The 23324-nt window shown below is 34.6% G+C and carries 19 protein-coding genes; 7 read left to right on the forward strand and 12 right to left on the reverse strand.

Going from position 1 to position 23324, the window contains the following annotated elements:
* Positions 1–5 precede the first annotated feature (5 nt).
* Complete coding sequence (locus CXF67_RS17250) at positions 6–848, forward strand: DUF2911 domain-containing protein (protein WP_102089914.1); 843 nt, start codon at positions 6–8, stop codon at positions 846–848.
* 20 nt (positions 849–868) lie between these two features.
* On the opposite strand, the gene CXF67_RS17255 is transcribed toward CXF67_RS17250, so the two are convergent.
* The 8 genes from CXF67_RS17255 to CXF67_RS17290 all read right to left on the reverse strand — a co-directional run bounded on the left by CXF67_RS17255 (position 869) and on the right by CXF67_RS17290 (position 9406).
* Positions 869–2566, reverse strand: a complete 1698-nt coding sequence (locus tag CXF67_RS17255; RefSeq protein ID WP_102089882.1) for a sodium:solute symporter family protein — start codon at positions 2564–2566, stop codon at positions 869–871.
* A 119-nt stretch (positions 2567–2685) separates the two neighbouring features.
* Complete coding sequence (locus CXF67_RS17260; protein ID WP_102089915.1) at positions 2686–5166, reverse strand: PIG-L family deacetylase; 2481 nt, start codon at positions 5164–5166, stop codon at positions 2686–2688.
* 61 nt (positions 5167–5227) lie between these two features.
* A complete protein-coding gene (locus CXF67_RS17265) occupies positions 5228–5773 on the reverse strand; it encodes a mechanosensitive ion channel domain-containing protein (protein ID WP_102089883.1) in 546 nt (181 codons plus the stop codon).
* A gap of 3 nt (positions 5774–5776) precedes the next feature.
* The gene (locus CXF67_RS17270; protein ID WP_102089884.1) at positions 5777–6661 is read right to left on the reverse strand and encodes a septum formation inhibitor Maf; all 885 of its coding nucleotides are present in this window, start codon (positions 6659–6661) and stop codon (positions 5777–5779) included.
* 5 nt (positions 6662–6666) lie between these two features.
* Positions 6667–7248, reverse strand: coding sequence for a Maf family nucleotide pyrophosphatase (locus CXF67_RS17275; protein WP_102089885.1), 582 nt, complete (start codon positions 7246–7248; stop codon positions 6667–6669).
* Entirely contained in the window at positions 7245–8138 is an 894-nt protein-coding gene (locus tag CXF67_RS17280; protein WP_102089886.1) for a geranylgeranylglycerol-phosphate geranylgeranyltransferase, read from the reverse strand. The genes CXF67_RS17275 and CXF67_RS17280 overlap by 4 nt, the downstream gene beginning before the upstream one ends.
* 22 nt (positions 8139–8160) lie before the next feature.
* Positions 8161–8664 carry a KdsC family phosphatase gene (locus tag CXF67_RS17285; RefSeq protein WP_102089887.1) on the reverse strand — a complete coding sequence of 168 codons (504 nt, stop codon included), beginning with the start codon at positions 8662–8664 and terminating at the stop codon, positions 8161–8163.
* Positions 8651–9406, reverse strand: a complete 756-nt coding sequence (locus CXF67_RS17290) for a Rossmann-like and DUF2520 domain-containing protein (protein ID WP_102089888.1) — start codon at positions 9404–9406, stop codon at positions 8651–8653. Before CXF67_RS17290 ends, CXF67_RS17285 begins: the two co-directional genes overlap by 14 nt.
* Before the next feature lie 269 nt (positions 9407–9675).
* On the opposite strand from CXF67_RS17290, the gene ccsA reads away from it, so the two are divergent.
* Positions 9676–12897, forward strand: coding sequence for a cytochrome c biogenesis protein (ccsA, locus tag CXF67_RS17295; RefSeq protein ID WP_257984743.1), 3222 nt, complete (start codon positions 9676–9678; stop codon positions 12895–12897).
* Between the two features lie 5 nt (positions 12898–12902).
* Here ccsA and CXF67_RS17300 read toward each other — a convergent pair whose 3' ends face one another.
* The 4 genes from CXF67_RS17300 to gldA all read right to left on the reverse strand — a co-directional run bounded on the left by CXF67_RS17300 (position 12903) and on the right by gldA (position 16557).
* Complete coding sequence (locus CXF67_RS17300; RefSeq protein WP_102089889.1) at positions 12903–13631, reverse strand: shikimate dehydrogenase family protein; 729 nt, start codon at positions 13629–13631, stop codon at positions 12903–12905.
* The gene (locus CXF67_RS17305; protein ID WP_102089890.1) at positions 13628–14653 is read right to left on the reverse strand and encodes a DUF368 domain-containing protein; all 1026 of its coding nucleotides are present in this window, start codon (positions 14651–14653) and stop codon (positions 13628–13630) included. Before CXF67_RS17305 ends, CXF67_RS17300 begins: the two co-directional genes overlap by 4 nt.
* Positions 14631–15575 carry a DUF368 domain-containing protein gene (locus CXF67_RS17310; protein ID WP_102089891.1) on the reverse strand — a complete coding sequence of 315 codons (945 nt, stop codon included), beginning with the start codon at positions 15573–15575 and terminating at the stop codon, positions 14631–14633. The genes CXF67_RS17305 and CXF67_RS17310 overlap by 23 nt, the downstream gene beginning before the upstream one ends.
* 82 nt (positions 15576–15657) lie before the next feature.
* Entirely contained in the window at positions 15658–16557 is a 900-nt protein-coding gene (gene gldA / locus CXF67_RS17315) for a gliding motility-associated ABC transporter ATP-binding subunit GldA (protein ID WP_102089892.1), read from the reverse strand.
* 146 nt (positions 16558–16703) lie between these two features.
* Between gldA and CXF67_RS17320 the strand changes: the two genes are divergently transcribed.
* Genes CXF67_RS17320 through CXF67_RS17340 form a run of 5 tightly spaced genes read left to right on the forward strand, consistent with a single transcriptional unit; the run spans position 16704 to position 23156 of the window.
* On the forward strand, positions 16704–17783 hold the full coding sequence (locus CXF67_RS17320) for a bifunctional 3-deoxy-7-phosphoheptulonate synthase/chorismate mutase type II (RefSeq protein WP_102089893.1): 1080 nt from the start codon (positions 16704–16706) through the stop codon (positions 17781–17783).
* Between the two features lie 31 nt (positions 17784–17814).
* The gene (gene rsgA / locus CXF67_RS17325) at positions 17815–18771 is read left to right on the forward strand and encodes a ribosome small subunit-dependent GTPase A (RefSeq protein ID WP_102089894.1); all 957 of its coding nucleotides are present in this window, start codon (positions 17815–17817) and stop codon (positions 18769–18771) included.
* Between the two features lies 1 nt (position 18772).
* The gene (gene dtd, locus CXF67_RS17330) at positions 18773–19225 is read left to right on the forward strand and encodes a D-aminoacyl-tRNA deacylase (RefSeq protein ID WP_102089895.1); all 453 of its coding nucleotides are present in this window, start codon (positions 18773–18775) and stop codon (positions 19223–19225) included.
* 42 nt (positions 19226–19267) lie between these two features.
* Positions 19268–21160 carry a DUF3857 domain-containing transglutaminase family protein gene (locus CXF67_RS17335; RefSeq protein ID WP_102089896.1) on the forward strand — a complete coding sequence of 631 codons (1893 nt, stop codon included), beginning with the start codon at positions 19268–19270 and terminating at the stop codon, positions 21158–21160.
* 34 nt (positions 21161–21194) lie between these two features.
* Positions 21195–23156, forward strand: a complete 1962-nt coding sequence (locus CXF67_RS17340) for a transglutaminase domain-containing protein (protein WP_102089897.1) — start codon at positions 21195–21197, stop codon at positions 23154–23156.
* The last annotated feature ends 168 nt before the right edge of the window (positions 23157–23324 follow it).

Raw genomic sequence — 23324 nt, forward strand, 5'->3', positions numbered from 1 at the left:
ACACTATGAAAACATTTTTAACAGCCTTAGTGCTCACGTTCTCCATGTCCATTTTTGCCCAATTGGAGGCTCCACAACCAAGTCCGAATTCGAACACAACCCAAATGGTTGGTTTGTCCGAAGTATCAATTGCTTACTCTAGACCTTCTGCAAATGAAAGAGCTGTGTTTGGAAATCTTGTTCCTTTCAATAAGCGATGGAGAACAGGGGCCAATGAAAATACAATCATCACTTTTTCTACCGAAGTAAAAATTGGTGAACAAGCTTTAGAAGCTGGAAGTTATGCGGTCTACAGTACTCCTAAAAAAGAGAGTTGGGATGTCTTTTTTTATGAAGACACCGATAATTGGGGCTTGCCAAAAACATGGAATGAAGATGCTGTAGCTGCTATGGTAAATGTCCCTGTAAAATCACTAAACCATATGGTTGAAACTTTAAGTATCGATTTAGGAGCATTACAGATGGATAAAGCACATCTTCAGATGTCTTGGGAAAAGACAATGGTTGAAGTACCAATAAGTTTCCCAACAGATGATCTTGTTATGGAAAGTGTAACTGCTATAATGAGTGGTCCATCTGCTAGCGATTATTTTGATTCTGCCATATATTACCTCAATGCTGGTAAGGATATGAATAAAGCAGAAGAGTGGATGGAAAAGGGAATGGTTATGGTAGAGGTTAAACCATTTTGGATGCTAAGACAGCAGTCATTGATCTATGCTGCCAATGGCAAAAAAGATAAAGCTATAGTAACCGCTAAAGCCTCTTTGGAAGGTGCTAAAAAAGCTGGGAATGCGGATTATATCAAGATGAATGAAGATTCTTTAAAAGAATGGAACGCTAAATAGAATCCGTTATCAAATTATATTTAAACCGATTCAATGTTTTGAGTCGGTTTTTTTGTGAGCGTTTGTAAGAGAATAGCAATCATAACGACCAATCCACAACCAAATAAATTCAGCCATAAATAGGGCATCCAGTCTTCAAAATAGCCATAAATAACGATAATTTGAGTGATGAGGGCAGCGATAAAGACAGCTCTGCTCTTCACATAGGTTATGAAAAAGGCAAGCAAGAATATACCCAATACATTGCCATAAAAGATGGAGCCTATAATATTAACAAGTTGGATCAAGTTGTCAAATAGATTGGCAGTGCACGCGACTATAATAGCAAAGATTCCCCAACCAAGTGTAAACCACTTTGTAGAATATAAGTAATGCCTTTCACTCATTTCAGGAGTTTTATTTCTTCTATACAAATCAATTGTCGTTGTGGAAGCTAAAGCATTCAATTCTGATGCTGTTGAAGACATTGCTGCTGATAGGATCACTGCAAGAAGCAATCCCACCAAGCCTTTTGGTAAATTATTGAGGATAAAGTGAATGAAAACATAATCTTTGTCGTTGGTTTCAATTTTATTATCCACTTTAGATATTATGGTTTTCGCATCATCTCTAAGACTAATTTCTTGAGTGTTGAGATTTTTTAATTTACTCTGTAGGTTTTGACTTTCGATTTCTGAAACGTCTATAGAAAACTGATTGGCCAAGCTCTTCTTTTTATCCTGAACAGATTTAAGTTGCGTTTCTAAGGTTTCAAATTCAGAGGCATATTCGGACTCTGCAACTGCAATTTTTCCTGCTGGGTTAAAGTTGATCGGGGAGTAATTGAATTGGTAAAACACAAATACCATCACGCCAATCAATAAGATAAAAAACTGTAATGGCACTTTTAAAATACCATTGAAGATAAGTCCCATCTGGCTTTCCCTTAGACTCCTCCCAGAGAGATAACGCTGGACTTGACTTTGGTCTGTTCCAAAATAAGAAAGAGCTAAGAAAGTGCCACCAATAATTCCACTCCAAAATGTGTATCGATTATCAAAGCTAAATGAAAAGTCAAGTACATCTAACTTGTTGTTAGCTCCAGCAATTTTCATGGCTTTATTGAAAGTGATATCTTCTGGTAAAAAAGAAAAAATCATTATAAAAGCGATGATCATACCAATGAAGATAACAGCCATTTGTTGCTTTTGAGTCACATTTACAGCTTGGGTTCCTCCTGTAACGGTATAGATGATCACGAGTATACCAATAATGATATTGAGATATAATAAATTCCATCCTAAAACAGCTGAAAGTATAATAGAAGGCGCGTATATAGTTATACCTGCAGCTAAACTTCGTTGTATTAAAAACAAACTTGCTGTGAGAGTTCTCGTTTTTAAGTCGAAGCGAGACTCCAGATATTCATAAGCTGTATATACTTTAAGATGGTGGTAAATCGGGAGAAAGACCATGCAAATAATAAGGATAGCAATAGGCAAACCGAAATAAAACTGAACAAAGCCCATTCCATCATGAAAGGCTTGTCCGGGTGTAGACAAAAAAGTTATTGCACTTGCTTGTGTTGCCATCACAGACAACCCAACAGTCCACCATTCCGATTTATTACCACCTCTAATGAAATCGTTAACGTTTGCATTTTTCCGGGACTTTACGCTGCCATAAATAACAATAAAAGCAAGGGTTCCAAACAAAATAATAAAATCTAAAACTTCCATGACTTTAATTTTGAAACCAATTCATGAATACATAAAATCCTAGAATATATATAGCATTTAAAATCAAAACCCAAGTATAGGCGGTTTTCCAAACGTATTTTTGAGACGATTTTGACATTCTATTCTATGGAAATTAAGTTCGAGAGCAGCTTATAAGCCCCTGGAACACCCGCGGGTAATTCTCTAAAGAAACTTAAACCCGTATAAATATAATGACCTTTCCCATACTTACCCACAAGAATACTCCCCTCTTTTGGGGTTTCGTTCCTATCATTCATGGAGAGGATGGGGGTTAATTTTTCCGACCATTGATCAGGAAAATAAAGTCCTCGCTCTTGTACCCAACCTTCAAAATCTGACTTGTCGATTTTGTTGGGGATATTCAAAACCCTATGCTTGGGTTTTAGAAATCTAACTTCAGCTGTTTCTTCGGTCACTCGATCCCGGGACATATGCATAGGGAAAGGGGCAATCTCATCTGTTTTTAAACCTCTATTGGTGTTGTATTGAACAATTATAGTCCCTCCATTTTGCACAAATTCAAATATAAAGGATTGCTTGTAGGCCAAGGATTCATGGATATTGTAAGCTCTTATGCCCATGATGATGACGTCAAAATCTTTAAGATTTTCTTGAGTAAGATCAGTAGGTGAAAATTCTTTTACGTAAAAGCCCAAATCTTTTAAGTTGGAAGCTACACTAGAACCTGCCCCAGAAATATAAGCTATGCGTTTTTGGCTAAGTTTGATATCTAGATTCACCAGTTTTGCGGAGGCCTCTTCAATAAGGTTATGTGCCCCAATATGATCGTATTCTATGGTGGTAACTGATTTATTTAAGATGGTTTTAGAGAGCTTTAATTCAGGAGAAATCATTGCTTCAGAAATTGACGAAGGAGTAATTTCAAAACTGAAGCTTTTGCTTTCACCTTTAGTGTTTAAACTAACCTCATGGGAGTTGGGCGAGATTTTCCATTTATTTGGAAGATTTAATTTGAGTTGTCCAACAACCGATTCTTTAAAGGCTTTGACGTTGACTTGAATGATTTTGGTTTCGGAATTTTTGAAAACATACACTGACTTATCAAAATCTAAAGAGGCTTCAGGTAGGATTTCAAAATTCTGATACACCTCTCCTTTCACCGGATCGTTGTACTTGTAAATCAGAGGTTTTTTAAGAGTAAAGAATTTTCCTTCAATCTCAAAATTGAATGTAAATTGAATAGGTCTTGGCGATTCTGGTAAACCTATGAGAGCCCTATTCTTAACCTTATAAATACCTAATTCTGCTTTTTCCTTTAGCCAATAAGGTGTGGTGTAATTTTCTTTTGAACTCAAGTTGAACACTGTCGAAAATCTGACGTCATTATTGTTTTTGAGCACAGTTTGCTTAACGTTGATAGGTTTTCCTCCGAGTGAAACATATTTTAATTGAATATCAACTGGACTTCTGTTTATGAGTTCCATTTCAATATGTATATCATCACCGGGATTGGCATAGGCTATTCCACTTTGGACTTCTACGAAAAGACCTAAGCAAGCTTGGATGACAGATTGAATACGCTTGCTTTTTTGAGATTTCCAAAATTCATCCTCAATAGAATGGATAAGTTGTTCTGCCTCTAGCAATTGAGGAATAACCTTCCAGGGTTTTTTAAAGTCAAAATCTTCTTCAACCTTATATAGAATATCCCCGATAGCTTTTCCTTTTGGAATGCGATTCCAAGACGTATCGATTCCATGAAAAGGATCATTTCCTGTAAGTTTTTCACCTTTTATTAATTCAATGTATTCCGTCTTTTCACCTCTAGACCCAGTATTTCCAAAGCCTTGAGATTTGTGCTGACTTCTACTTAAAGCAGAAATTTCATTATTGGATAAACCTTCTAGAGGATAAAAAGCATTGATTTCCAGTTCAATAAAATTAGTTTTATCGGCTTTGTCGAATGCTTCCTGACTTCCATAGAACCACCAAGAGGTATTAAAGAAAGCTCTTTTTGGGGACCAAGGTTCAACGAGTCTTAATTGAGAAGTGAATTTATTGCTTTGACCAGCAAGATCGAATGCTTCAGTACTAAGGATAGCAGATGAGGTATGGTGACCATGAGTGCCTCCAGAAGTCCTATGATTAAAACGGTTGATAATGATATCTGGTCGATGTGTTCTTATAGCCCATACGACATCAGAAAGTATTTTTTCTTTATCCCAGATGTTTAAAGTTTCTTCTGGCGTTTTTGAATAGCCGAAATCGATAGCTCTAGAGAACCACTGTTGTCCTCCATCTATAGTTCTCGCTTTCAGTAATTCTTGTGTGCGAATCATACCCAACTTTTCACCAAGCTCAGAACCCATCAAATTCTGGCCTCCATCACCACGAGTGAGCGATAGATAGGTAGTTTTGGCATAACGCTCCTTAGAAAAATAAGTAATTAAGCTTGTGTTTTCATCATCCGGATGAGCGGCGATATACAAAACATTGCCTAGAAAATTGAGTGATTTTATCTGTTGGTATATTTCTGAAGAGGCTAGCTTTTGTGGGGTTTGACTATAGCATACTGCATTTAAAAATAGAAAAATACTGCATAATAATGTTTTTGTCATAGCCTTAATTTTCACCAAATATAAATACCTAAATATCATTTTGCGGTGGATTCAAATTTTTTTAACGATCTCCGTAGTCAGGCTTGTCCAGAAGGGCATCTTTCTTAAGCAGGGTTACCGGTTTTTGTAGGATTAAATTATTGGGATAGGTAACCAGTTCGTCTTCATCTGTACGCAAGTGAAGTTGAAAGGCTTTTATATCTTCTATGATCCCTTCAATGGGAAAGTCTTTATCGTGGATTTTAATTTTATCCCCTAATTTGTATGGAAAAGAAAAAAACATAATAATACCAGAAGTTATGTTGCTCAACACAGACCAAATTGCAAAAAGGGCAAGACCTAACACAGCAAACACAGAAGAAAAAACGAGCGCAAGTTCTCTTATCTCTACTCCCCAGATAAGTAAAAGCCCGAAAACAGCTATAAAAAATACCAATACATTAATGTATTTAAAAATAAGTCGAGTTCTTACAAAATTGAGTTCATCTCGTTTTGCGATTCGCTTTGCAGATTGCTTTAAGGTAAACCTTAATAATAAAATAAGAAATACAACTATAGCAGTCCAGATGATTTGGGACTCATATTGAAAAAAAAGGGTTTCAAGCATAACTTATAGACTTAAACTATCCCGTAAATGTAGATATTTGTCTGAGTTTTTTTGCCAGTATTTTGTCTTTAAAGTTTTCAATTTTTTGGCCTTAGAAATCAATGTATCCTTTCCTTGAATCTCCATCTCTTCCCACTTTTCAATTTCAAATGGAAAAGACTTTTCTTGATAGATTTTCAAAACCCTTCCTAATTCATTATACCTTAGGGTTGTAGTAAGGTAATCGTCTTCTTTTTGTTCTATGGACGCGGAATACGTTTTAAATGTTTCATGATTGAGCTGTAAAAAGGAAAAGTCTGGAAAGATATTCTGTTTTCCAAGCTTCAACTTCTTTGGAGCTATTCTGAGTTGAATCCAAATTTGATTTTCTGATAAGACGGGCTTTACTGTAAATGTTGAATCTGCTTCCTCTTCAAAATAGGAATGTGTTTCTAATTGAAAGTCATTTCTGTGATTTAATTGAGCATAAGAGTGCCCGCACCATTCTTGAACGCTAGACGTTAACTTTAAAAGAGGTCTCTGTTCACCAAGTGGAAAAAAAGCACTTTGCATTATGCTGTAAGGATAAATCCCCGTGTTGAATTTTTTTGTGGAATTAAGCTTCATGACGGAACGTGTAGTTTCCGATTTGGAATTGGCTTTAACCTGTGCTTCACTTAAAAAGTCTTCGGTCACAAATATAAGCATGGCTTTACCTTGTCGCTTTTCACCATATCTATAAAATTCCAAATCATAACTGGTCAATTCAGCATTCCCATCATACCAATACGATTTGAATTCAGTAGATAGATTTCTTTTTTCAAAATTGTCATTAATGGAGATATTTTCAGTCTTAGTTTGACAGCTTATCAGTAAGATAAGAAGCAGCAGCAGCGGTAGAGTTCTCATGATTATTATTTTAAGTTCGATAATCTAGAATATACTAAATGAATTGGAAATCCCATAACGGTATAAAACGAGCCTTTTATTTCTAAAATACCAATCTGACCTATCCATTCTTGGATGCCATAGGCTCCTGCCTTATCATAAGGCGAATAGGTGTCGATATAGTACGAGATTTCATCTTTTGAAAGAGCCTTAAAGGTAACTTCTGTAGAATCATAAAGAGTTTCAGTTTTGTCTTGGGTTTTTATACAAACCGAAGAAATTACCTCATGAGTTGAGCCGGAGAGGGAACTCAGCATTTCGATGGCTTCATTTCTGTTTTGAGGTTTATTCAGCGCCTTGTCTTGGTGCCAAACAATGGTATCTCCAGTAATGACTATATCGTCTGGTTTTAAATCTTGAAATTGATCTGCTTTCAACTGAGCTAAATAATCACTGATCTCATGATGTTGTAAGGTTTCGCTAAATACTTCATCAACTGACCGTAATTCTACCTCAAAATTCAAACCTATAGAGGTCAAGATTTCCTGTCGCCTTGGGGATCCTGACGCTAAAATTATACGTTTTTGTTTTAAATTTTCTAAAATCATAGGTTTAAAAATGTGAACATAGAAGAAATACCAATCAAAAATACGAGTTTCAAATGGAAACTAATGCTGGTGTAATCCTTTTGATTTTTGGCTTTCAGAATTTGTTTAGAGATAAGGATGAGAGGAATAAGAACAAATGCAAATACATAAAATATAAAAATGTTGAGTGATAAAAAGTAATTCAGCAGAATCGTAAGAAGTGTTAAAATAGTAAAGGTTAGAAGTCCAAAAATCATGTGGTTAGATCTTTTTTTACCTATCAAAATAGGTAAAGTTTTCATCTTGCAGTAATAATCACCTCTTAGATCTTCTACATCCTTTATCAATTCTCTGCTCAAATTTAAGCTAAAGGCACTAAGAGCATAAGCTAGAATAGTAAAGTACACCACCGGGTTTTGGCCACTATCTACTAGAGCTATTCCAAAGCATAAAAAACTAGCTCCCACGAGTATGCTGATGAGGATATTTCCGAGAAGCGCTACTTTTTTTAACCAAATAGAGTAAATAGCAAGGGCTATTGGTGACAAAACACAAATGCTAAAAACAATCCACAAGCTTTCGGAAGGATTCGAGAGGAGTATAAACAGTATCGTGAAAAGTCCCAAGACATTGAGTCCAAAATAGAGTTTAAAAGCTATTCTTCGTTTTATAACTTGATCGATGATAAGCTTATTGGGCCTATTGATGCTATCTGTGGTCACATTAAAAATAGCATTGATAACATTTCCTGCCGCTGCAATGCAGACGATAGATAAAATTAGAAGTAAATAGTAAGAAAGACCAATGCTTGGGTTTTGGCCAAAACCAGGCAGTAGGGCAAATCTTATCATTATAGCCATAAAAACAAGTATGGCTAAATTTTTCCAGCGTACGAGATTGAGAAAGGCCATAACTAATTTTACTAGACTAGATCTAAAATTTCCATTTCCCTTGAGCCTTCATCACCTGCTCAATGAGATCTCTGACACATCCGTCACCGCCATTTTTATGAGAGATATAGGCAGAGACTGCTTTTATTTCTGGAACTGCATCCTGAGGACAAGTTGGTAAACCTACCATTTTCATAGGATATATGTCCGGTATATCGTCTCCCATATAGGCCACCGCTTCTGGTTTGATATTATACACCTCTAGAAATTCATTTAGGCATTCCACTTTATCTGCAACTCCTAGGTGAATGTTGGTTATACCCAAATCTTTAAGCCTAGTCTTTACCATTTCATTGGTTCCACCAGAAATTATAATAATCTCGTATCCTGCTTTTAAGGCTTCTTTTATAACAAAACCATCTTTTACATTCATAGTTCTAAGGAGTTCTCCAGAAGAAGAAATCTGAAGAGTGCCATTGGTAAAAACACCATCAACATCAAAGGCAAAGGTGGTGATGTGGTTAAGTAATTCTTTATAGTTTGTCATGCTTTTGTAATATAGAGTTTGTCATTAGGTTATATATTGCTTTGTAATCTTTTGAATTTAATTGTTTCAAATGGTTAGTTATCGTTTTTTCATCATTTCTTACAGCTGGCCCTGTTTGCATTTCAGATGGCGATTGAGATTGAACTTTATCTGAAGTTTCTTTAATCAAAGCCTTTAAAATATCAAATGGTATATTTTCTTGTAGACAGATATCCTCCCCAATCGCATACAGATGATTTGTGAAATTACAGACAAACACAGCCGCCAAATGTAAGGTTTGCCTTTGTGCAGTACTAATTTCATACTGGTGTTGAGAAATGCTTAAGGCGATAGATTTCAAAAGTGATAAATTTTCTTCTGAATTAGCTTCAAGGCAAAATGGAATTGTAGAATAGTCTAGTTCAGACGTCTTCGAAAAGGTCTGAAGCGGATAGAAAACGCCTGAATTTTTAGGCGACGTTAACAGGCTTTGATTTCCTGAGGTATGTGCAATAATTCCAGTCTTAGCTTTAATTTGCTTAGCAATAGATTCTATGACATCATCTTTAAGGCAAATGAGATAAAGATCTGCAGGCTCTAAGGCAGAAATATCAGTTGTAATAGAAACTGAGTTTTCAAACTTTAAAAGGGAACTCTTATTATGGTTATAAACCTGAATAACTGCACAAGTTTTGGAGGATTGAAAGGCTTGAAACATATGAGTTGCCACATTACCACTCCCCAAAATAACTATTGAATACATTGAAACATCTTAAAATTCTTAGGTGCAAATGTAATGTTCATTTTTGAAAGTGAAATTTTATCTGTTTTAAAATTTATCTCTCATTTATTAACGATTTGTATAATAAGCACATATTTACAATTATAATTGATAATTCTTTAGTTTTTTTAGGAAGTCGATGCAGTAATTTTTTTAGAAGTTTAATTAACACAACTTCAACGTTCGTAAGCGATAGAGAGATTAATAAATCCTCTCATATTACTTATATTTGTAACTATTATTTTACAACTATGTTAGAGAAAAAAATAAAAAGTATATTGTTTTCCACAAGACTGATGGCCGTCTTGTTTATTGTATATGCAGTGTCTATGGCTGTAGGAACTTTTGTTGAAAATTCCTATACCACCATTACAGCAAGAGAGTGGATTTACGATGCATGGTGGTTTGAAATAATCATGGTTTTTTTTGTTATCAATTTCGTCGGAAATATATTTAGATTTAAATTATTTCATAAAAAGAAACTTACCACTCTTCTTCTTCATTTGTCTTTTATTTTGATTCTTGTTGGGGCCTGGGTCACACGATATTTAGGTGAAGAAGGTATAATGCCTATCCGAGAGGGGGAGGTTGCGAATACAATGCTGTCTGAAAAAACATATTTATCCACATTTATCGATGGAGAAATTGAAGGAGAGCCCTTGAGAAAAAAGGAAGATTTTAAAATTAGTTTAGGCCCTGGTATTACAGAGGGTAAAAAAATAACTACAGATTATAATGGCAATTCTGTTCAAATTGAGTTTTTAGAATTTATCGAAGGTGCAGAAGAAGGTATAATTGAGGATGAGGAAGGGGTTTATTTTCTTAAAATCGTAGAATCTGGAGAGGGAGAAAGGCATGATCATTATCTGGAAACAGGAGAAGTAGCCAATATTCATAATATCTTGTTTGCTTTTAATAAACAAACAGACGGTGCCATTAACATCTTAGGTAGCAATGAGGGTGGATTTACTATAGACTCCCCTTTTGATGGAGATTGGATGCGTATGGCAGACCAAGAACGCGGGCAATTGGTCCAAGATTCAATTCAAGATTTACAGATGCGCTCTTTATATAATCTTGGAGGCATGCAATTTGTGATTCCAGATCCAGCTATCAAAGGGCGTTATGATTTAGTCCAAAAAGAAATTGTGAATAATAATGATCCGGACGGAATTTTCATGCAAATTACTGCCAATGGAAAAACTGAAAAAATTGGTTTGCTTGGCGGTAAAGGCTTTCAGATGGATATGAAAAAGGTGAATGTAGGAGATCATGATGTGTATTTGAGCTATGGAAGTAAAAACATTGAACTGCCTTTCGCCCTAAAACTCAATGATTTTATAGCTAAAAAACATCCAGGTACTGAAGATAGACGTCAGCCAAGTTATGCTTCTTTTAAGAGTAAAGTAGAGGTTGTTGATGGAAGTGATTCATATCCTTTTGATATTTACATGAATCATGTTCTAGACCACCAAGGATATCGTTTTTTTCAATCGTCTTTTGATCCAGATGAAGGAGGAACTATTTTATCTGTCAATAACGATTGGTGGGGAACTTGGATTACATATATAGGTTATTTTTTGCTCTATCTAGGAATGATGGCTATTATGTTTGATAGAGGGTCTAGGTTTGGAGACTTGAGGAAGAAACTGGACAAAATCAAGCTAAAAAAAGAAAGATTAGCAGGCATACTAATTCTGTTTTTGGGATTAAGTGGCTTTGCTCAGACTCAAAATGGAAACGTTGTAGAAGACTCTAATAAGTTACAGGATACCCTAACAACAACATCCAATCATGACCCCAACATGATTCAAGAAGTGGATTATGAAAAAGTTATAAAATTGATTAAAGCCAATACGGTCGATAAAGACCACGCCGCCAAATTTGGAGAATTGGTTATTCAAGATTTTGGAGGTCGAATGAAACCGATCAATACTTATTCTTCAGAATTGCTTAGAAAGTTGGGTAAAAAAGACAATTATAACGATTTGAATAGCGACCAAGTTCTGCTATCCATGATCGAAAATCCTGCGATTTGGTATTCTGCCCCCTTGATTTCTATAAAAACAAAAAATGATAGTCTACACCATGTTTTAGGAGTTCAAGAAAATAAAAAATATGTCTCTTTGACAGACTTTTTCAGGATGGATGGTCAATATAAATTAGGTGAGTATTTAGATGCGGCATTCAAAGCTGCAGTGCCAAATCAGTTCCAAAAAGACTTCATCACCGTCGATGAAAAGGTGAACTTGATCTATAATACTTTACAAGGAAAACAATTTAGAATTTTTCCTATCCCAGAACATTCTAATAATAAATGGGTTTCTTATTCAGAATTGGACGATGAGAAATATTTTGCTGGTGTAGATACTTTATACACAAAACAAATTCTCCCTCTCTACATGCAGTCCCTTAGAAGCGCACGACAAACAGGGGACTATGAGCAGTCTGACGAACTGCTTTTGAGTTTAAAATCTTTTCAAATTAAATACGGTGAAGAAGTGATGCCAGCTCAGGGAAAGGTAAAAGCTGAAATCCTGTATAATAAAATAGATATTTTCAATCTCTTGTTTCAGCTTTATCTGTATGCGAGTTTAATTATGATCGTCTTTGTGATTTTGAGAATTTTCAAGGAAAACAAACTCAATAAAATCACTATAAACATAAGTAAAGTTTTATTGGTGTTACTTTTTATAGTGCATACGGCTGGCCTTGGTGCTAGATGGTATATTTCTGGACATGCTCCTTGGAGTAATGCTTACGAGAGTATGATTTACGTCGCTTGGGCCACTATGTTTTTTGGTTTAGCCTTTGGACGGAAAAGCGATTTGACCATGGGTTCTACAGCTTTTGTAACTTCTATTATTTTGATGGTAGCTCATTGGAATTGGTTAGACCCAAGTATTGGAAATCTACAGCCAGTTTTAGATTCCTATTGGCTAATGATCCACGTGGCCGTTATTGTAGGAAGTTATGGTCCTTTTGCTTTGGGTGCTATCATAGGTTTGGTGTCTCTTATTTTAATAATAGCGACCAATAAGTCCAACTTTAAAAAGATGAAATTAAACATTCAGGAGCTTACCATTATTAATGAATTAGCTTTAACAGTTGGATTGATTATGCTTACTATAGGAAATTTTCTAGGTGGCCAATGGGCCAATGAAAGTTGGGGAAGGTATTGGGGCTGGGATCCAAAAGAGACTTGGGCTTTAATCAGTATTTTTGTATATGCTTTTGTGATCCACATGCGATTGGTTCCAGGTTTGAGAGGGCTATTTGCTTTCAATTGGGCTGCAGTTATCGCTTTTGGATCTATATTAATGACTTACTTTGGAGTGAACTTTTACCTTTCAGGATTACATTCTTATGCTAGTGGCGATCAAATTATCAGTTATCAATTTATCATTATAGCACTAGTATCTTGGGTTTTAATAGGGTTTGCAGCTAGGTATAAATATAAAAAATACTACTAAATATATTATTGATTCCAGATTTCCCAAGCTTTTTCTGCTTGGGAAATAAGCATTTGTTCTCCATTTATAATTTGTGCACCCTTATCTTTTCCTTGAGCTAAAAATCTAGTGAGGGAGGGGTTATAAACCAAGTCGTAAAGCAAATGTGATTCGTCAATGAATTCGTAAGGAATTGGTGGGAATTGGTTTACGTCTGGATGAGTGCCTAGAGGTGTACAGTTAACAATAAGTTGATGGCTTTTTATAATTTCTGAAGTAAGATCTTTATACGTAAAATCACCTTTATCTTTTTCTCTAGATACCATATTGATATGATATCCCATAGAAACCAGAGCATGTCTTATTGCTTTGGATGCGCCTCCAGTTCCCAAAATTAATGCGGCTTCATGGTTAGGAGCAATCAAATTAAAAATAGATTTTGTGAAACCAAACACATCGGTATTGTAACCAATCAGTCTTTTATTTTCAATTTTAATAGTGTTTACAGCACCAATCTGTTCAGCTTGAGGGTCTATTCCATCTAGAAAAGGAATTACCTCTTCTTTGTAGGGTATAGTTACGTTAAGACCTCCTAAATTCAAAGAGTTACTTGCAATTTGTTTAACTTCTTCGATATGCTCAATATCAAAATTGATATACTTAGCTCTGATGGCCTCGTTATGGAATTTGGTATTAAAAAATGTTTTTGAAAATGAGTAATCAATATTTCTTCCTAAAAGTCCGTATGTTGTCATGAATAGTTAATTTTATTTTTACTGTTGCCATACCAGGCTAAGCCCAAAACTATTAAAATTCCTATTATTATAAAAGAGAAACCAACCCAAGTACTAAGTTGACTTAATTCTGGCCAGTAGCGAGAATAATTGTCTAAAATGGGGTCCCCGCTAGTATCTAAAATAGTATTTCCTAATTGGTCTTTTTTAAAAATTTTTTCCTTCCAGGGCCACACCACTCCTAGGCTACCAGTTATAAATCCAATAATAATTGAAAATGCAATTTTCTTATAATATTTCAAAACGTAATTTAATAAGTGGGATAGAGTAATAAGTCCAAAAAAGGAACCAGCGGTAAACGATCCTAAAACTTGAAGTAGCCTAGTTCGTTTAGGGTCTTGTGTAAAACTAAAATCAAGCCTCACCACATCAGCCATAGTGTCGTAAAGGGCATTTACAGAATCTACCAATAGCAAGACGTAATTGCCTAATAAAATTAGTATAAATGAGCCCGATAAACCCGGAAGGGTCATTCCTGACACACTTATAATTCCACAAAAAAATACAAATAAGAGATTATCATTTTCTGTAGCAGGTTTTAAAAAGCTAATGCCCAGTCCTGCGACAACGCCTAGGGTTATAAAAACAATTGTTCTAATTGATCTTATTTTAAAATCTTTACCGATGTAATAAATTGAGCCTACAATCATACCAAAGAAGGTGGACCAAACGTTTAATTCGTAGCTTTCAATTAAGAAATCCAATAATTTTGAAATGCTGAAATAACTCACGACCATTCCAAAGATCAATATACCTAAAAATTTAGCGTTTATATATTGGAAAAAACTCTTAAACCTAGCATTGAATAAAAGCTTAAAAGACTTGAAATTAAATTTCTGGAGGGAATAAATAAATTCTTCATAAAAACCAGTAACAAAAGCAACAACGCCTCCAGAAACTCCAGGAACTTTATTAGCAGCACCCATAGCAAGTCCTTTTAAGAAAAGGAAGATTTTATCGCTAAATGTCCTTGTGCTCTGCATTTGAAAGGGGTTGGTTTTTAGCTATTTTTTCAAGTAAAAGAATTAATAAAAATCCTAATATAGCAGCTATACATGCGTACACTAGTTTAGGATCTCCGTCAAATTGAGTGGGTAAAATAGAAACTTCCTTTAAAATAACTACTTTGCCTTTTATGATTTCTGAGTTTATAACTTCTTTCCAGGGCCAAATTTTATTGAGAGAACCTGCTATAAATCCTGTGAGAACAGATAAGGTTAGCGATTTAAAGTTCGTAAATAACCATTTTAAAATTCTAGAAAAACTCAATAATCCAATAACTGCTCCAAGACTCACAAGACCAATAACTTGGATATTAAATTCAGATACCGCTGCTGAAATTGATTTATATCCGCCAAGCAAAACCAAAATGAAGGCTCCTGAAATTCCAGGTAAAATCATGGCGCAGACAGCTATAGCTCCGCACATAAGAAAATAAAGCGGATGATCGATGCCTTGTGCTGGGGTAAGTTTAGTAATACCAAAGGCGACGATAAAGCCTAAAATGGTAATGCCGATCAGCTTCGGATTCCATTTTTCAATTTGTTTTCCTACATACCAAACGCTGGCACCTACTAGGCCGAAAAAAAATGACCAGACCACAATGGGGTAGGTGTCCAACAAGTAGTTGGTTAATCGCATAACAGTAAATATACTGATAAAAATACCAGTTAGTAGCGCAATAATAAAACCACCATTAAGCTGCGTCCACATCGCTGCGAAACCGTTTTGTCTCCATGTTTTAAAAAGAGAAATGTCTACATTGGCAATGGTCGTCACTAGTTCTTCATAAATTCCTGTAATAAAAGCAATGGTTCCGCCAGATACTCCAGGCACAACATCGGCCGCTCCCATTGCTAAGCCTTTTAGGCTAATGGTAATATAGGATTTTAGATTTCTCTTCATAATAGGTTTAAATAACAAATAAGCAAGATAAAGTTATAGATGAATATGGCCTTTAATTAGTTCAGGTTTATTCAAAAATCATTTAATTATCTTTAGTTAAATCTATAAATAAGCTTTCAAGATTTTTATTTTTCTTGTGTAGTTCGAGTATTTTTAAACCCTTGTCGTATGCAAAATCAAAGATATCTGGTCGTTTATCTAAAGGCGTATTAAATGTTATTTCGTATCGGAACCGCGTTAAGTTCCTGATGCTAAACACCTTGCCAATTTCCTTTAAGGCCACTTCTTCAATTCTATAATTAAATTCTACCTCTATGACCTGTTGCTCAGGGTCGTTAAGGTCTGAAAGTTTTTTATCTGATACAATTTGCCCTTTGTTTATGATGATGACCCTATCGCAAATGGCTTCTACTTCTTGCATGATATGCGTAGAAAGAAGAATTGTCTTTTCTTTACTAATGGAAGTGATTAACTCCCTTATTTCTATTAATTGGTTGGGGTCAAGACCTGTGGTAGGTTCATCAAGAATTAAAACACTAGGATCATGAAGCAAAGCTGCAGCAAGACCAACCCGCTGTCTATAGCCTTTTGACAATTCATGGATGCGTTTGTCAACTTCTTTGGTCAACTTGGTTTGTTCTATTACCTTTTCAATTCTTTCTTTTTTACTTTTGAAAATCCTCGCATGGAAGTGAAGATATTCCTTGACATACATTTCTAAGTAAATTGGATTGTGTTCTGGTAAATAGCCAATTTGACGTTGAATATCAGTTTTTGCTTCACTTAGTTTTACCCCATTAATACTAGCTTCACCAGAACTAGCGCTTATAAATCCAGTTAAAATCTTCATCAAAGTAGATTTTCCAGCGCCATTTGGACCTAGTAGGCCTACAATTTCACCTTTATGAATTTTGAAATTAATATCTTTTAAAGCAAATTGATCTTTATAGGATTTTGAAATGGATTTGACTTCAATAGACATTCGGTAGTTTTAAATCAAAAATACAAATTATATCTTTTAATGAGTTCAAAAATCATTGACTTGTACAGTTTTTTTAGGAATATTGAATTCATTAATACCAAGCTAAAAGCCTTTGAATTCTGACATTAAAAGTTAATTTTGTAGATATGAAAAATGAAAAACATCTAAGAAATTGGCTAACGGAGATGAACTTAGACCATCCCTTAGTCATAGCAGGTCCCTGTAGTGCAGAAACTGAAGAACAGGTGCTTGAAATTGCCCACCAACTTAAAGATTCTGATGCTACAGTGATGCGTGCTGGTATTTGGAAGCCTAGAACACGTCCAGGAAACTTCGAAGGGGTAGGAGCCATAGGTCTGAAGTGGTTGAAACGAGCAAAGGAAGAAACAGGGCTGATGATTGCTACTGAAGTCGCCAATAAAACACATGTAGATCTCGCTTTAGAAGCAGATGTAGATGTTCTATGGATTGGCGCTAGAAGTACGGTGAGTCCATTTATTGTTCAAGAAATTGCAGAGGCACTAGAAGGTACAAATAAAATTGTTTTGGTTAAAAATCCTGTAAATCCTGATCTGGCCCTTTGGCTAGGTGGAGTGGAACGTTTATACAACGCGAATATTAAGAACCTAGGTGTGATCCATAGAGGATTTTCTACCTATGAGAAAATAAAATACAGAAATAATCCAGAGTGGCAGATTGCTATCGATTTACAAAATCAGTTCCCAGATTTGCCTTTGCTTGTGGATCCTTCTCATATTGGAGGTGATAGGAACTTAGTGTTTGATATTTGTCAAACTGCTTTAAATCTCAATTACGACGGAATGATTGTGGAAACACATCATACTCCAGACAAAGCATGGAGTGATGCCGCGCAACAAATTACCCCAGATTTCCTAAAGCAAATGACTATTGATTTGCGTATCAGGAATAAGGAGGGCGCAGAAGAATTCAAAAAAAAGTTGGATGTGCTGAGGTCTAAGATTGATATTATCGATAATCAACTTATAGATTTCTTGGGGAAGAGAATGCAGGTTGCTGACGAGATTGGAGAACTTAAAAAGGAAAATAATGTAGCTATTCTTCAGCCTAAACGTTGGAATAAAGTCTTACACCGCTTGTCTATTGAAGGAGAAAACAAAGACTTGTCTAAAGGTTTTGTAGAGCGCCTAACTAAAGCTATGCATGAAGAATCGATTGCACATCAACATAAAATCATAAGCCAGTGATATCAAGTGAATCCAATACAAAAATTAGTTTATGAGAGCGGTTGTCTACAAATCGACGGGAAGTTGGTATTTGTTAAAAGCTGATGATGGAAAGATTTATAATTCCAGAATCAAAGGTAAGTTCAGGCTTAAAGATATTAAGAGCACAAATCCTGTAGCTGTTGGAGATCATGTGGAAATCGATACCGAAACTAAAGGTGATGAAACTATAGGAATCATCAAAGAGATTTATGACAGAAAGAATTATATCATCCGTAAGTCAGTTAACTTATCTAAGCAAACTCATATCATTGCGGCTAATATCGATCTGGCTTTTTTATTAGTGACTTACAATAACCCTCCAACAAGCACGACGTTTATAGATCGTTTTTTGGTCACGGCAGAAGCCTATCATATTCCTATAGTACTCTTATTTAATAAAGTGGATGATTATTCTGTAGAAGAGTTTGCAGAGATGAAATATTTAGCTGAACTCTACAGGAAAATAGGGTATACGTGTATTGGTATTTCTGCTGAAACTGGAGAAAATATTGATCAAGTAAAGGCACTTATGAAAGATAACGTCAGTGTTTTTGCTGGGCATAGTGGAGTTGGTAAATCTACTTTGGTCAACGCAATTGAGCCCGGTCTTAACATTAAGACTTCACAAATATCTCTTCAACACAAACAAGGCCAACATACGACCACCTTTGCAGAAATGCATGAACTTCATTTTGGTGGACAGATTATCGATACACCAGGCATTAGAGGTTTTGGAGTTGTGGATATTGATAAGTATGCTTTGGACAATTACTTTCCAGAATTCTTTAAAGTTAAGCCCAACTGTAAATTTAATAATTGCATCCATGTGGATGAACCTAAATGTGCTGTCAAAGAGGATTTAACAGAAGATAAAATTGCTTATTCTAGATACAAGAGCTATTTACAAATCATGGAGGGAGATGAAGACGAAAATTTCAGGAAGGATCCCTATCAAGACTTAAGGTGATATGAAAATAGTTGTACAAAGAGTAAAGGAAGCTACAGTTGAAATAGGAAATGAAACTTCAGGAACTATAAATAAAGGCTTGCTTATTTTTTTGGGTATTGAACATGAAGATGGGCAAGAGGATATAGATTGGCTGGTCAAAAAAATAATATATCTAAGAGTTTTCCCTGATGAACAGGGCAAGATGAATTTGAGCCTTAAAGATATCGAAGGTGAATTGCTCGTCGTGAGTCAGTTTACTTTACATGCTTCAGTAAAAAAGGGAAATAGACCTAGTTTTACGAAGTCCGCCAAGCCAGAGTTGGCCAAAAAACTCTACGAAGATTTCTTAAAAACTCTTCAAAATGATACTATCACCAAAATTCAAACTGGAAGATTTGGAGCTGATATGCAGATTTTATTAATCAACGATGGACCTTTAACATTTATACTAGATTCTAAGGTTAAATTATAGAATTTCACAGAAACTTTAATAATTTTTTATATTTTTGATTATATGAAAAATACTTTATCCTTAGTATCACTTTTTGTGATGTTTATTTCCAGTGCACAAGAAAAATATTCGATAGCAAATCTAACTGCTGAGTTGATAGAAAAATCCAACTCAGTTATTCTTCAACAAGACATTCGAGTCACTATAGATGGCTATGATGATATGACCATAAGCGAGGATAAAATAATAACTATCCTTAATGAAAAAGGTATGTCAGCCTTAGATGCTTATGCTTTCTATGATAAATCGACTAAGATTAGAAACTTAGAGGTTGCAATTTATGATGCTTTAGGTTCAGAAATCAAAACTTTTAAAGAAAGGGATTTTATGGATGTTAGTGCTGTAAGTTCAGTTAGTTTATATACCGATAATAGAGTTAAATACCTCGAATATACACCTTCAAGTTACCCTGTTACCATTCATTTTGAAAAAGAAACCAAGACCAGTAATACAGCTTTTATAAAAAGTTTTACTCCTCATGCGAATTATTATCAGTCTATTAAATCATCGACCTTTCGAATAGAAAACAAGTCTGAAATTGTTTTGAGATCTTCAGAAAATGAGTTTATGGACGAGGTTTCGATAGAGAACGATAATCCTAATTTATTAAGCTATTCAGTCTCTAATTTGCCGTCTATATCTAGAGAAGTTTATAGCCCTTCTTTTGAAACATTTACACCAAAGGTTATGTTTGCTCTACAAAAATTTGAGCTTGAAGGGGAAAGAGGAGAGGTGAGTAACTGGCAGGAATTTGGTTTATGGCAACATGAAAATTTACTAAAAGGCTTAGATCAACTTCCAGAATCTACAATTTCTGAAATTAAATTACTTACTCAAAACCTTGAAACTACAAGAGAGAAGGCTAAGGCAATATATGAGTATGTTCAAAATAATACGAGATATATAAGTGTTCAAATTGGTTTAGGAGGTTGGAAGCCAATTTCGGCAGAAGAAGTTGATGATAAAAAGTATGGGGACTGTAAAGGCTTAACGAATTATACAAAGGCATTGCTCAATCTGGTCGATATTGAATCTAATTATTGCGTTGTTTATGCCGGTTCTGAAATTCAAGATATAACTGAAGATTTTACTTCTATGCAGGGAAATCATGTTATTCTAAATATACCTCAAGAAAATGAAGAAGATATTTGGCTGGAATGTACAAGCCAAGACATTCCCTTCAATTTTTTAGGCACCTTTACAGACGATAGAAAAGTTTTGGCTGTAAAACCAAGTGGGGGAGAAATATTACGAACTCCAGCCTATACAGAAAAGGATAATTACCAAAAAACCACAGCAGAAATAAATATTATTGAAAAGGCAATTACTGCTGATGTAAAAATTAAGACCAGAGGCACACAATATAACAACAGATACAGTCTTGATGGAGAAAATAAGAAAAATATAAACTCACATTATTTATCGTACTGGGAAAACTTAAAAGAAATGACTCTTATAAGTCATGAGTTTTCGAATAATAAAGAGGATGTGACTTTCTTTGAGAAGGTTAAACTTAAAGCGGATAACTATGTTAAAATTTATGGGAATGATCTTATATTAGATGTTAATCCGTTTAATAAATTTCAAGTTAATCTGCCTAATTATAAAGTAAGACAAACTCCATTTAATGTATCAAGAGGATTCGTCGACGAGGACGAATTTACTTTCAATTTAGAAAATCTCACCGTAGACACTGAGCTTAAAAATATTAGTTTAGACTCCGAATTTGGTTCCTATCGACTAAGTTTTGAACTTAAAGACAATACGCTAATTGTAAAACGATACTTTAAGTTGAATACGAATAATTATCAAAAATCTGATTACGAAAAATTTGTTGAATTCTTTTCACAAATTTCGAAGTATGACAACACTAAATTAAGTTTAAAATTGACCTAATCCTCTTAAATACCAATCTTTAAAATCTTTGAAAATGAAATTAATTTTCGCATTATTACTTACTCTACTTGCTTTTAATTTTAATTATTCTCAATCTCAGGAACTTGAGGATATATCGTTAGAAATGCTGAGGGAAACCCAAAGCCCTTCAGATTCTTCTGCGGTTGCTGAAGTCCTTTATGAAAAAGGAAAAATATCTTTTTCTATAATAAATTCTTGGGAATATCAATTTGAGGTGATTAGAAGAATAAAGATATACAGTCAAGAAGGTTATGATCAAGCCAATGTCCAAATCCAGTATTATATAGGGGAGAAAAATGCAGATAAAGAATCTGTATCCAATATAGATGGCTATGTTTACTATGAGGAGGACGGAGAAATTGAACGTGAAAAACTAAGAAATCGAGATATTTTTGATGTGGATTTAAGCGAAAAGTGGGAAGCTAAAAAATTTACTTTGCCCAAAATTCAAGATGGTGTTATTATTGAATATTCTTATACTATAAATTCTCCAAATATTTTCAATCTACCAAAGTGGGTATTCCAGAACACTATACCGACACGGTATTCTGAATATGCAACAAGAATCCCAGGGGAGTATTTAGCCTATAGTATAAAAACAAAAGGCTATTATCCCTTTGAAACGTTCAGCGATGTAAAGGAGAGTTCATTAGCAGGATTTCGAGCGAGGACATCAATAAAAGAGTCTAAGCATATTGGTACAAATCTACCTAAAATTGAAAATGAGTCCTTTGTTAATAATGTTTCAAACTATTTACCTTCTATTAGTTATGAGTTATCGTCTTATAAAACTGGCCAGTATGAAGCTAATAAGTCAGTCTCAAAAACTTGGGATGATGTGGCAAAAACATTAAGTGATACAGACACTTATAAAAAAGAAATCTCAAGATCAAATTATTTTGAAGATGATCTAAAAGCTATACTAAAAGACAAGACTCTTCCAAAAGACAAAATGAATACAATCTTCAATTTTGTAAAGGATAAGATGACCTGGAATGATGAAGAAAGAAGATACACGAGTGATCAGTTAGATAAAGTTTATGAAGATGGTATAGGGAATTCAGCAGATATTAATGTTATGCTAGTAGCAATGTTAAGAGAGGCCAATTTGGATGCTAATCCAGTCCTGTCTAGTACAATATCTAATGGCATTCCATTGTTTCCGACTATATCAGGATTTAATTATGTATTTGCTCATGTCAATATCAATGGTAAAATTTATCTTTTAGATGCTACAGATGAATATACATCTCCAAATATTTTACCTAAGCGTGCCCTTAACTGGACAGGAACTATTCTTAAATCAGATGGATTTCAACCTTTAGACCTTGTTCCCTCTACTCGTTCAACTAAAAAATTCCAAATCCAAGCAGAACTCACCTCAGAAGGGGAAGTGAACGGAATGTGTAGAATAATTTCTTTGGATCAATATGGTTTGGAATCTAGACGATCTTTAAATAATAAAAGCAATGATGAATTAAAATTGAAATATGAGAGTGCTTATAGTGTCAACAAAATTGAAGAGGTATCAAATTCAAATCTCAAAGACACTTCGAAACCATTATTAGAAGGTTTCACCTTTTCAGGAAAGGAGCAATTTGTTGAGAAAATAGGAAATAAGCTTTACTTATCTCCGATGTTGTTCTTAAAATCGAAAGAGAATCCTTTTAAAGAAGAAGAAAGGGTTTACCCAATCGATTTTACCTTTCCTAGAAATATAGAACATTTTATCACTATCAAAATTCCTGAAGGCTACCAAGTAGATTATTTACCAGAAAAGGTAATTTTCAAATTGGGAGGAGGTGTTGCGCAATTAACCTATTTGATAGAGAAATTTAATAATGTAATTTCAGTAAAGGTTGGTCAGGAAATCAACGCGCCGCTAATTTTACCACAGGATTATAACTTATTGAGAGAATTTTATATTTCCTTAATGAATAAAGAGAATGAAAAAATTGTTCTCATTAAATCATAACTATTTAAAGAAATTAAAGCGGCTCAACTACATGTCGATAAATTTATAAACCCCAATCTTTCATGATATTATAAAGGACACTCATCACGCACAAAAAGTGGTGATAAATCCAACGATTTTTGTGTTTATTTACCCTTGAATTCACTCTAGTTTAAGTCTGTAGAGGGT

The organism is Psychroflexus sp. MES1-P1E, assembly GCF_002836055.1.
Classification (GTDB): Bacteria; Bacteroidota; Bacteroidia; order Flavobacteriales; family Flavobacteriaceae; genus Psychroflexus.

What these genes read in the sequence shown, in the direction of transcription:
- ccsA (WP_257984743.1), top strand. Translation starts at nt 9,676, where the DNA reads ATGTTAGAGAAAAAAATAAAAAGTATATTGTTTTCCACAAGACTGATG.
- CXF67_RS17305 (WP_102089890.1), bottom strand. Translation starts at nt 14,653, where the DNA reads ATGCAGAGCACAAGGACATTTAGCGATAAAATCTTCCTTTTCTTAAAA.
- gldA (WP_102089892.1), bottom strand. Translation starts at nt 16,557, where the DNA reads ATGTCTATTGAAGTCAAATCCATTTCAAAATCCTATAAAGATCAATTT.
- CXF67_RS17250 (WP_102089914.1), top strand. Translation starts at nt 6, where the DNA reads ATGAAAACATTTTTAACAGCCTTAGTGCTCACGTTCTCCATGTCCATT.
- CXF67_RS17285 (WP_102089887.1), bottom strand. Translation starts at nt 8,664, where the DNA reads ATGACAAACTATAAAGAATTACTTAACCACATCACCACCTTTGCCTTT.
- CXF67_RS17340 (WP_102089897.1), top strand. Translation starts at nt 21,195, where the DNA reads ATGAAATTAATTTTCGCATTATTACTTACTCTACTTGCTTTTAATTTT.
- CXF67_RS17320 (WP_102089893.1), top strand. Translation starts at nt 16,704, where the DNA reads ATGAAAAATGAAAAACATCTAAGAAATTGGCTAACGGAGATGAACTTA.
- CXF67_RS17300 (WP_102089889.1), bottom strand. Translation starts at nt 13,631, where the DNA reads ATGACAACATACGGACTTTTAGGAAGAAATATTGATTACTCATTTTCA.
- CXF67_RS17335 (WP_102089896.1), top strand. Translation starts at nt 19,268, where the DNA reads ATGAAAAATACTTTATCCTTAGTATCACTTTTTGTGATGTTTATTTCC.
- CXF67_RS17265 (WP_102089883.1), bottom strand. Translation starts at nt 5,773, where the DNA reads ATGCTTGAAACCCTTTTTTTTCAATATGAGTCCCAAATCATCTGGACT.
- dtd (WP_102089895.1), top strand. Translation starts at nt 18,773, where the DNA reads ATGAAAATAGTTGTACAAAGAGTAAAGGAAGCTACAGTTGAAATAGGA.
- CXF67_RS17275 (WP_102089885.1), bottom strand. Translation starts at nt 7,248, where the DNA reads ATGATTTTAGAAAATTTAAAACAAAAACGTATAATTTTAGCGTCAGGA.
- CXF67_RS17290 (WP_102089888.1), bottom strand. Translation starts at nt 9,406, where the DNA reads ATGTATTCAATAGTTATTTTGGGGAGTGGTAATGTGGCAACTCATATG.
- CXF67_RS17280 (WP_102089886.1), bottom strand. Translation starts at nt 8,138, where the DNA reads ATGGCCTTTCTCAATCTCGTACGCTGGAAAAATTTAGCCATACTTGTT.
- CXF67_RS17255 (WP_102089882.1), bottom strand. Translation starts at nt 2,566, where the DNA reads ATGGAAGTTTTAGATTTTATTATTTTGTTTGGAACCCTTGCTTTTATT.
- CXF67_RS17310 (WP_102089891.1), bottom strand. Translation starts at nt 15,575, where the DNA reads ATGAAGAGAAATCTAAAATCCTATATTACCATTAGCCTAAAAGGCTTA.
- CXF67_RS17270 (WP_102089884.1), bottom strand. Translation starts at nt 6,661, where the DNA reads ATGAGAACTCTACCGCTGCTGCTGCTTCTTATCTTACTGATAAGCTGT.
- CXF67_RS17260 (WP_102089915.1), bottom strand. Translation starts at nt 5,166, where the DNA reads ATGACAAAAACATTATTATGCAGTATTTTTCTATTTTTAAATGCAGTA.
- rsgA (WP_102089894.1), top strand. Translation starts at nt 17,815, where the DNA reads ATGAGAGCGGTTGTCTACAAATCGACGGGAAGTTGGTATTTGTTAAAA.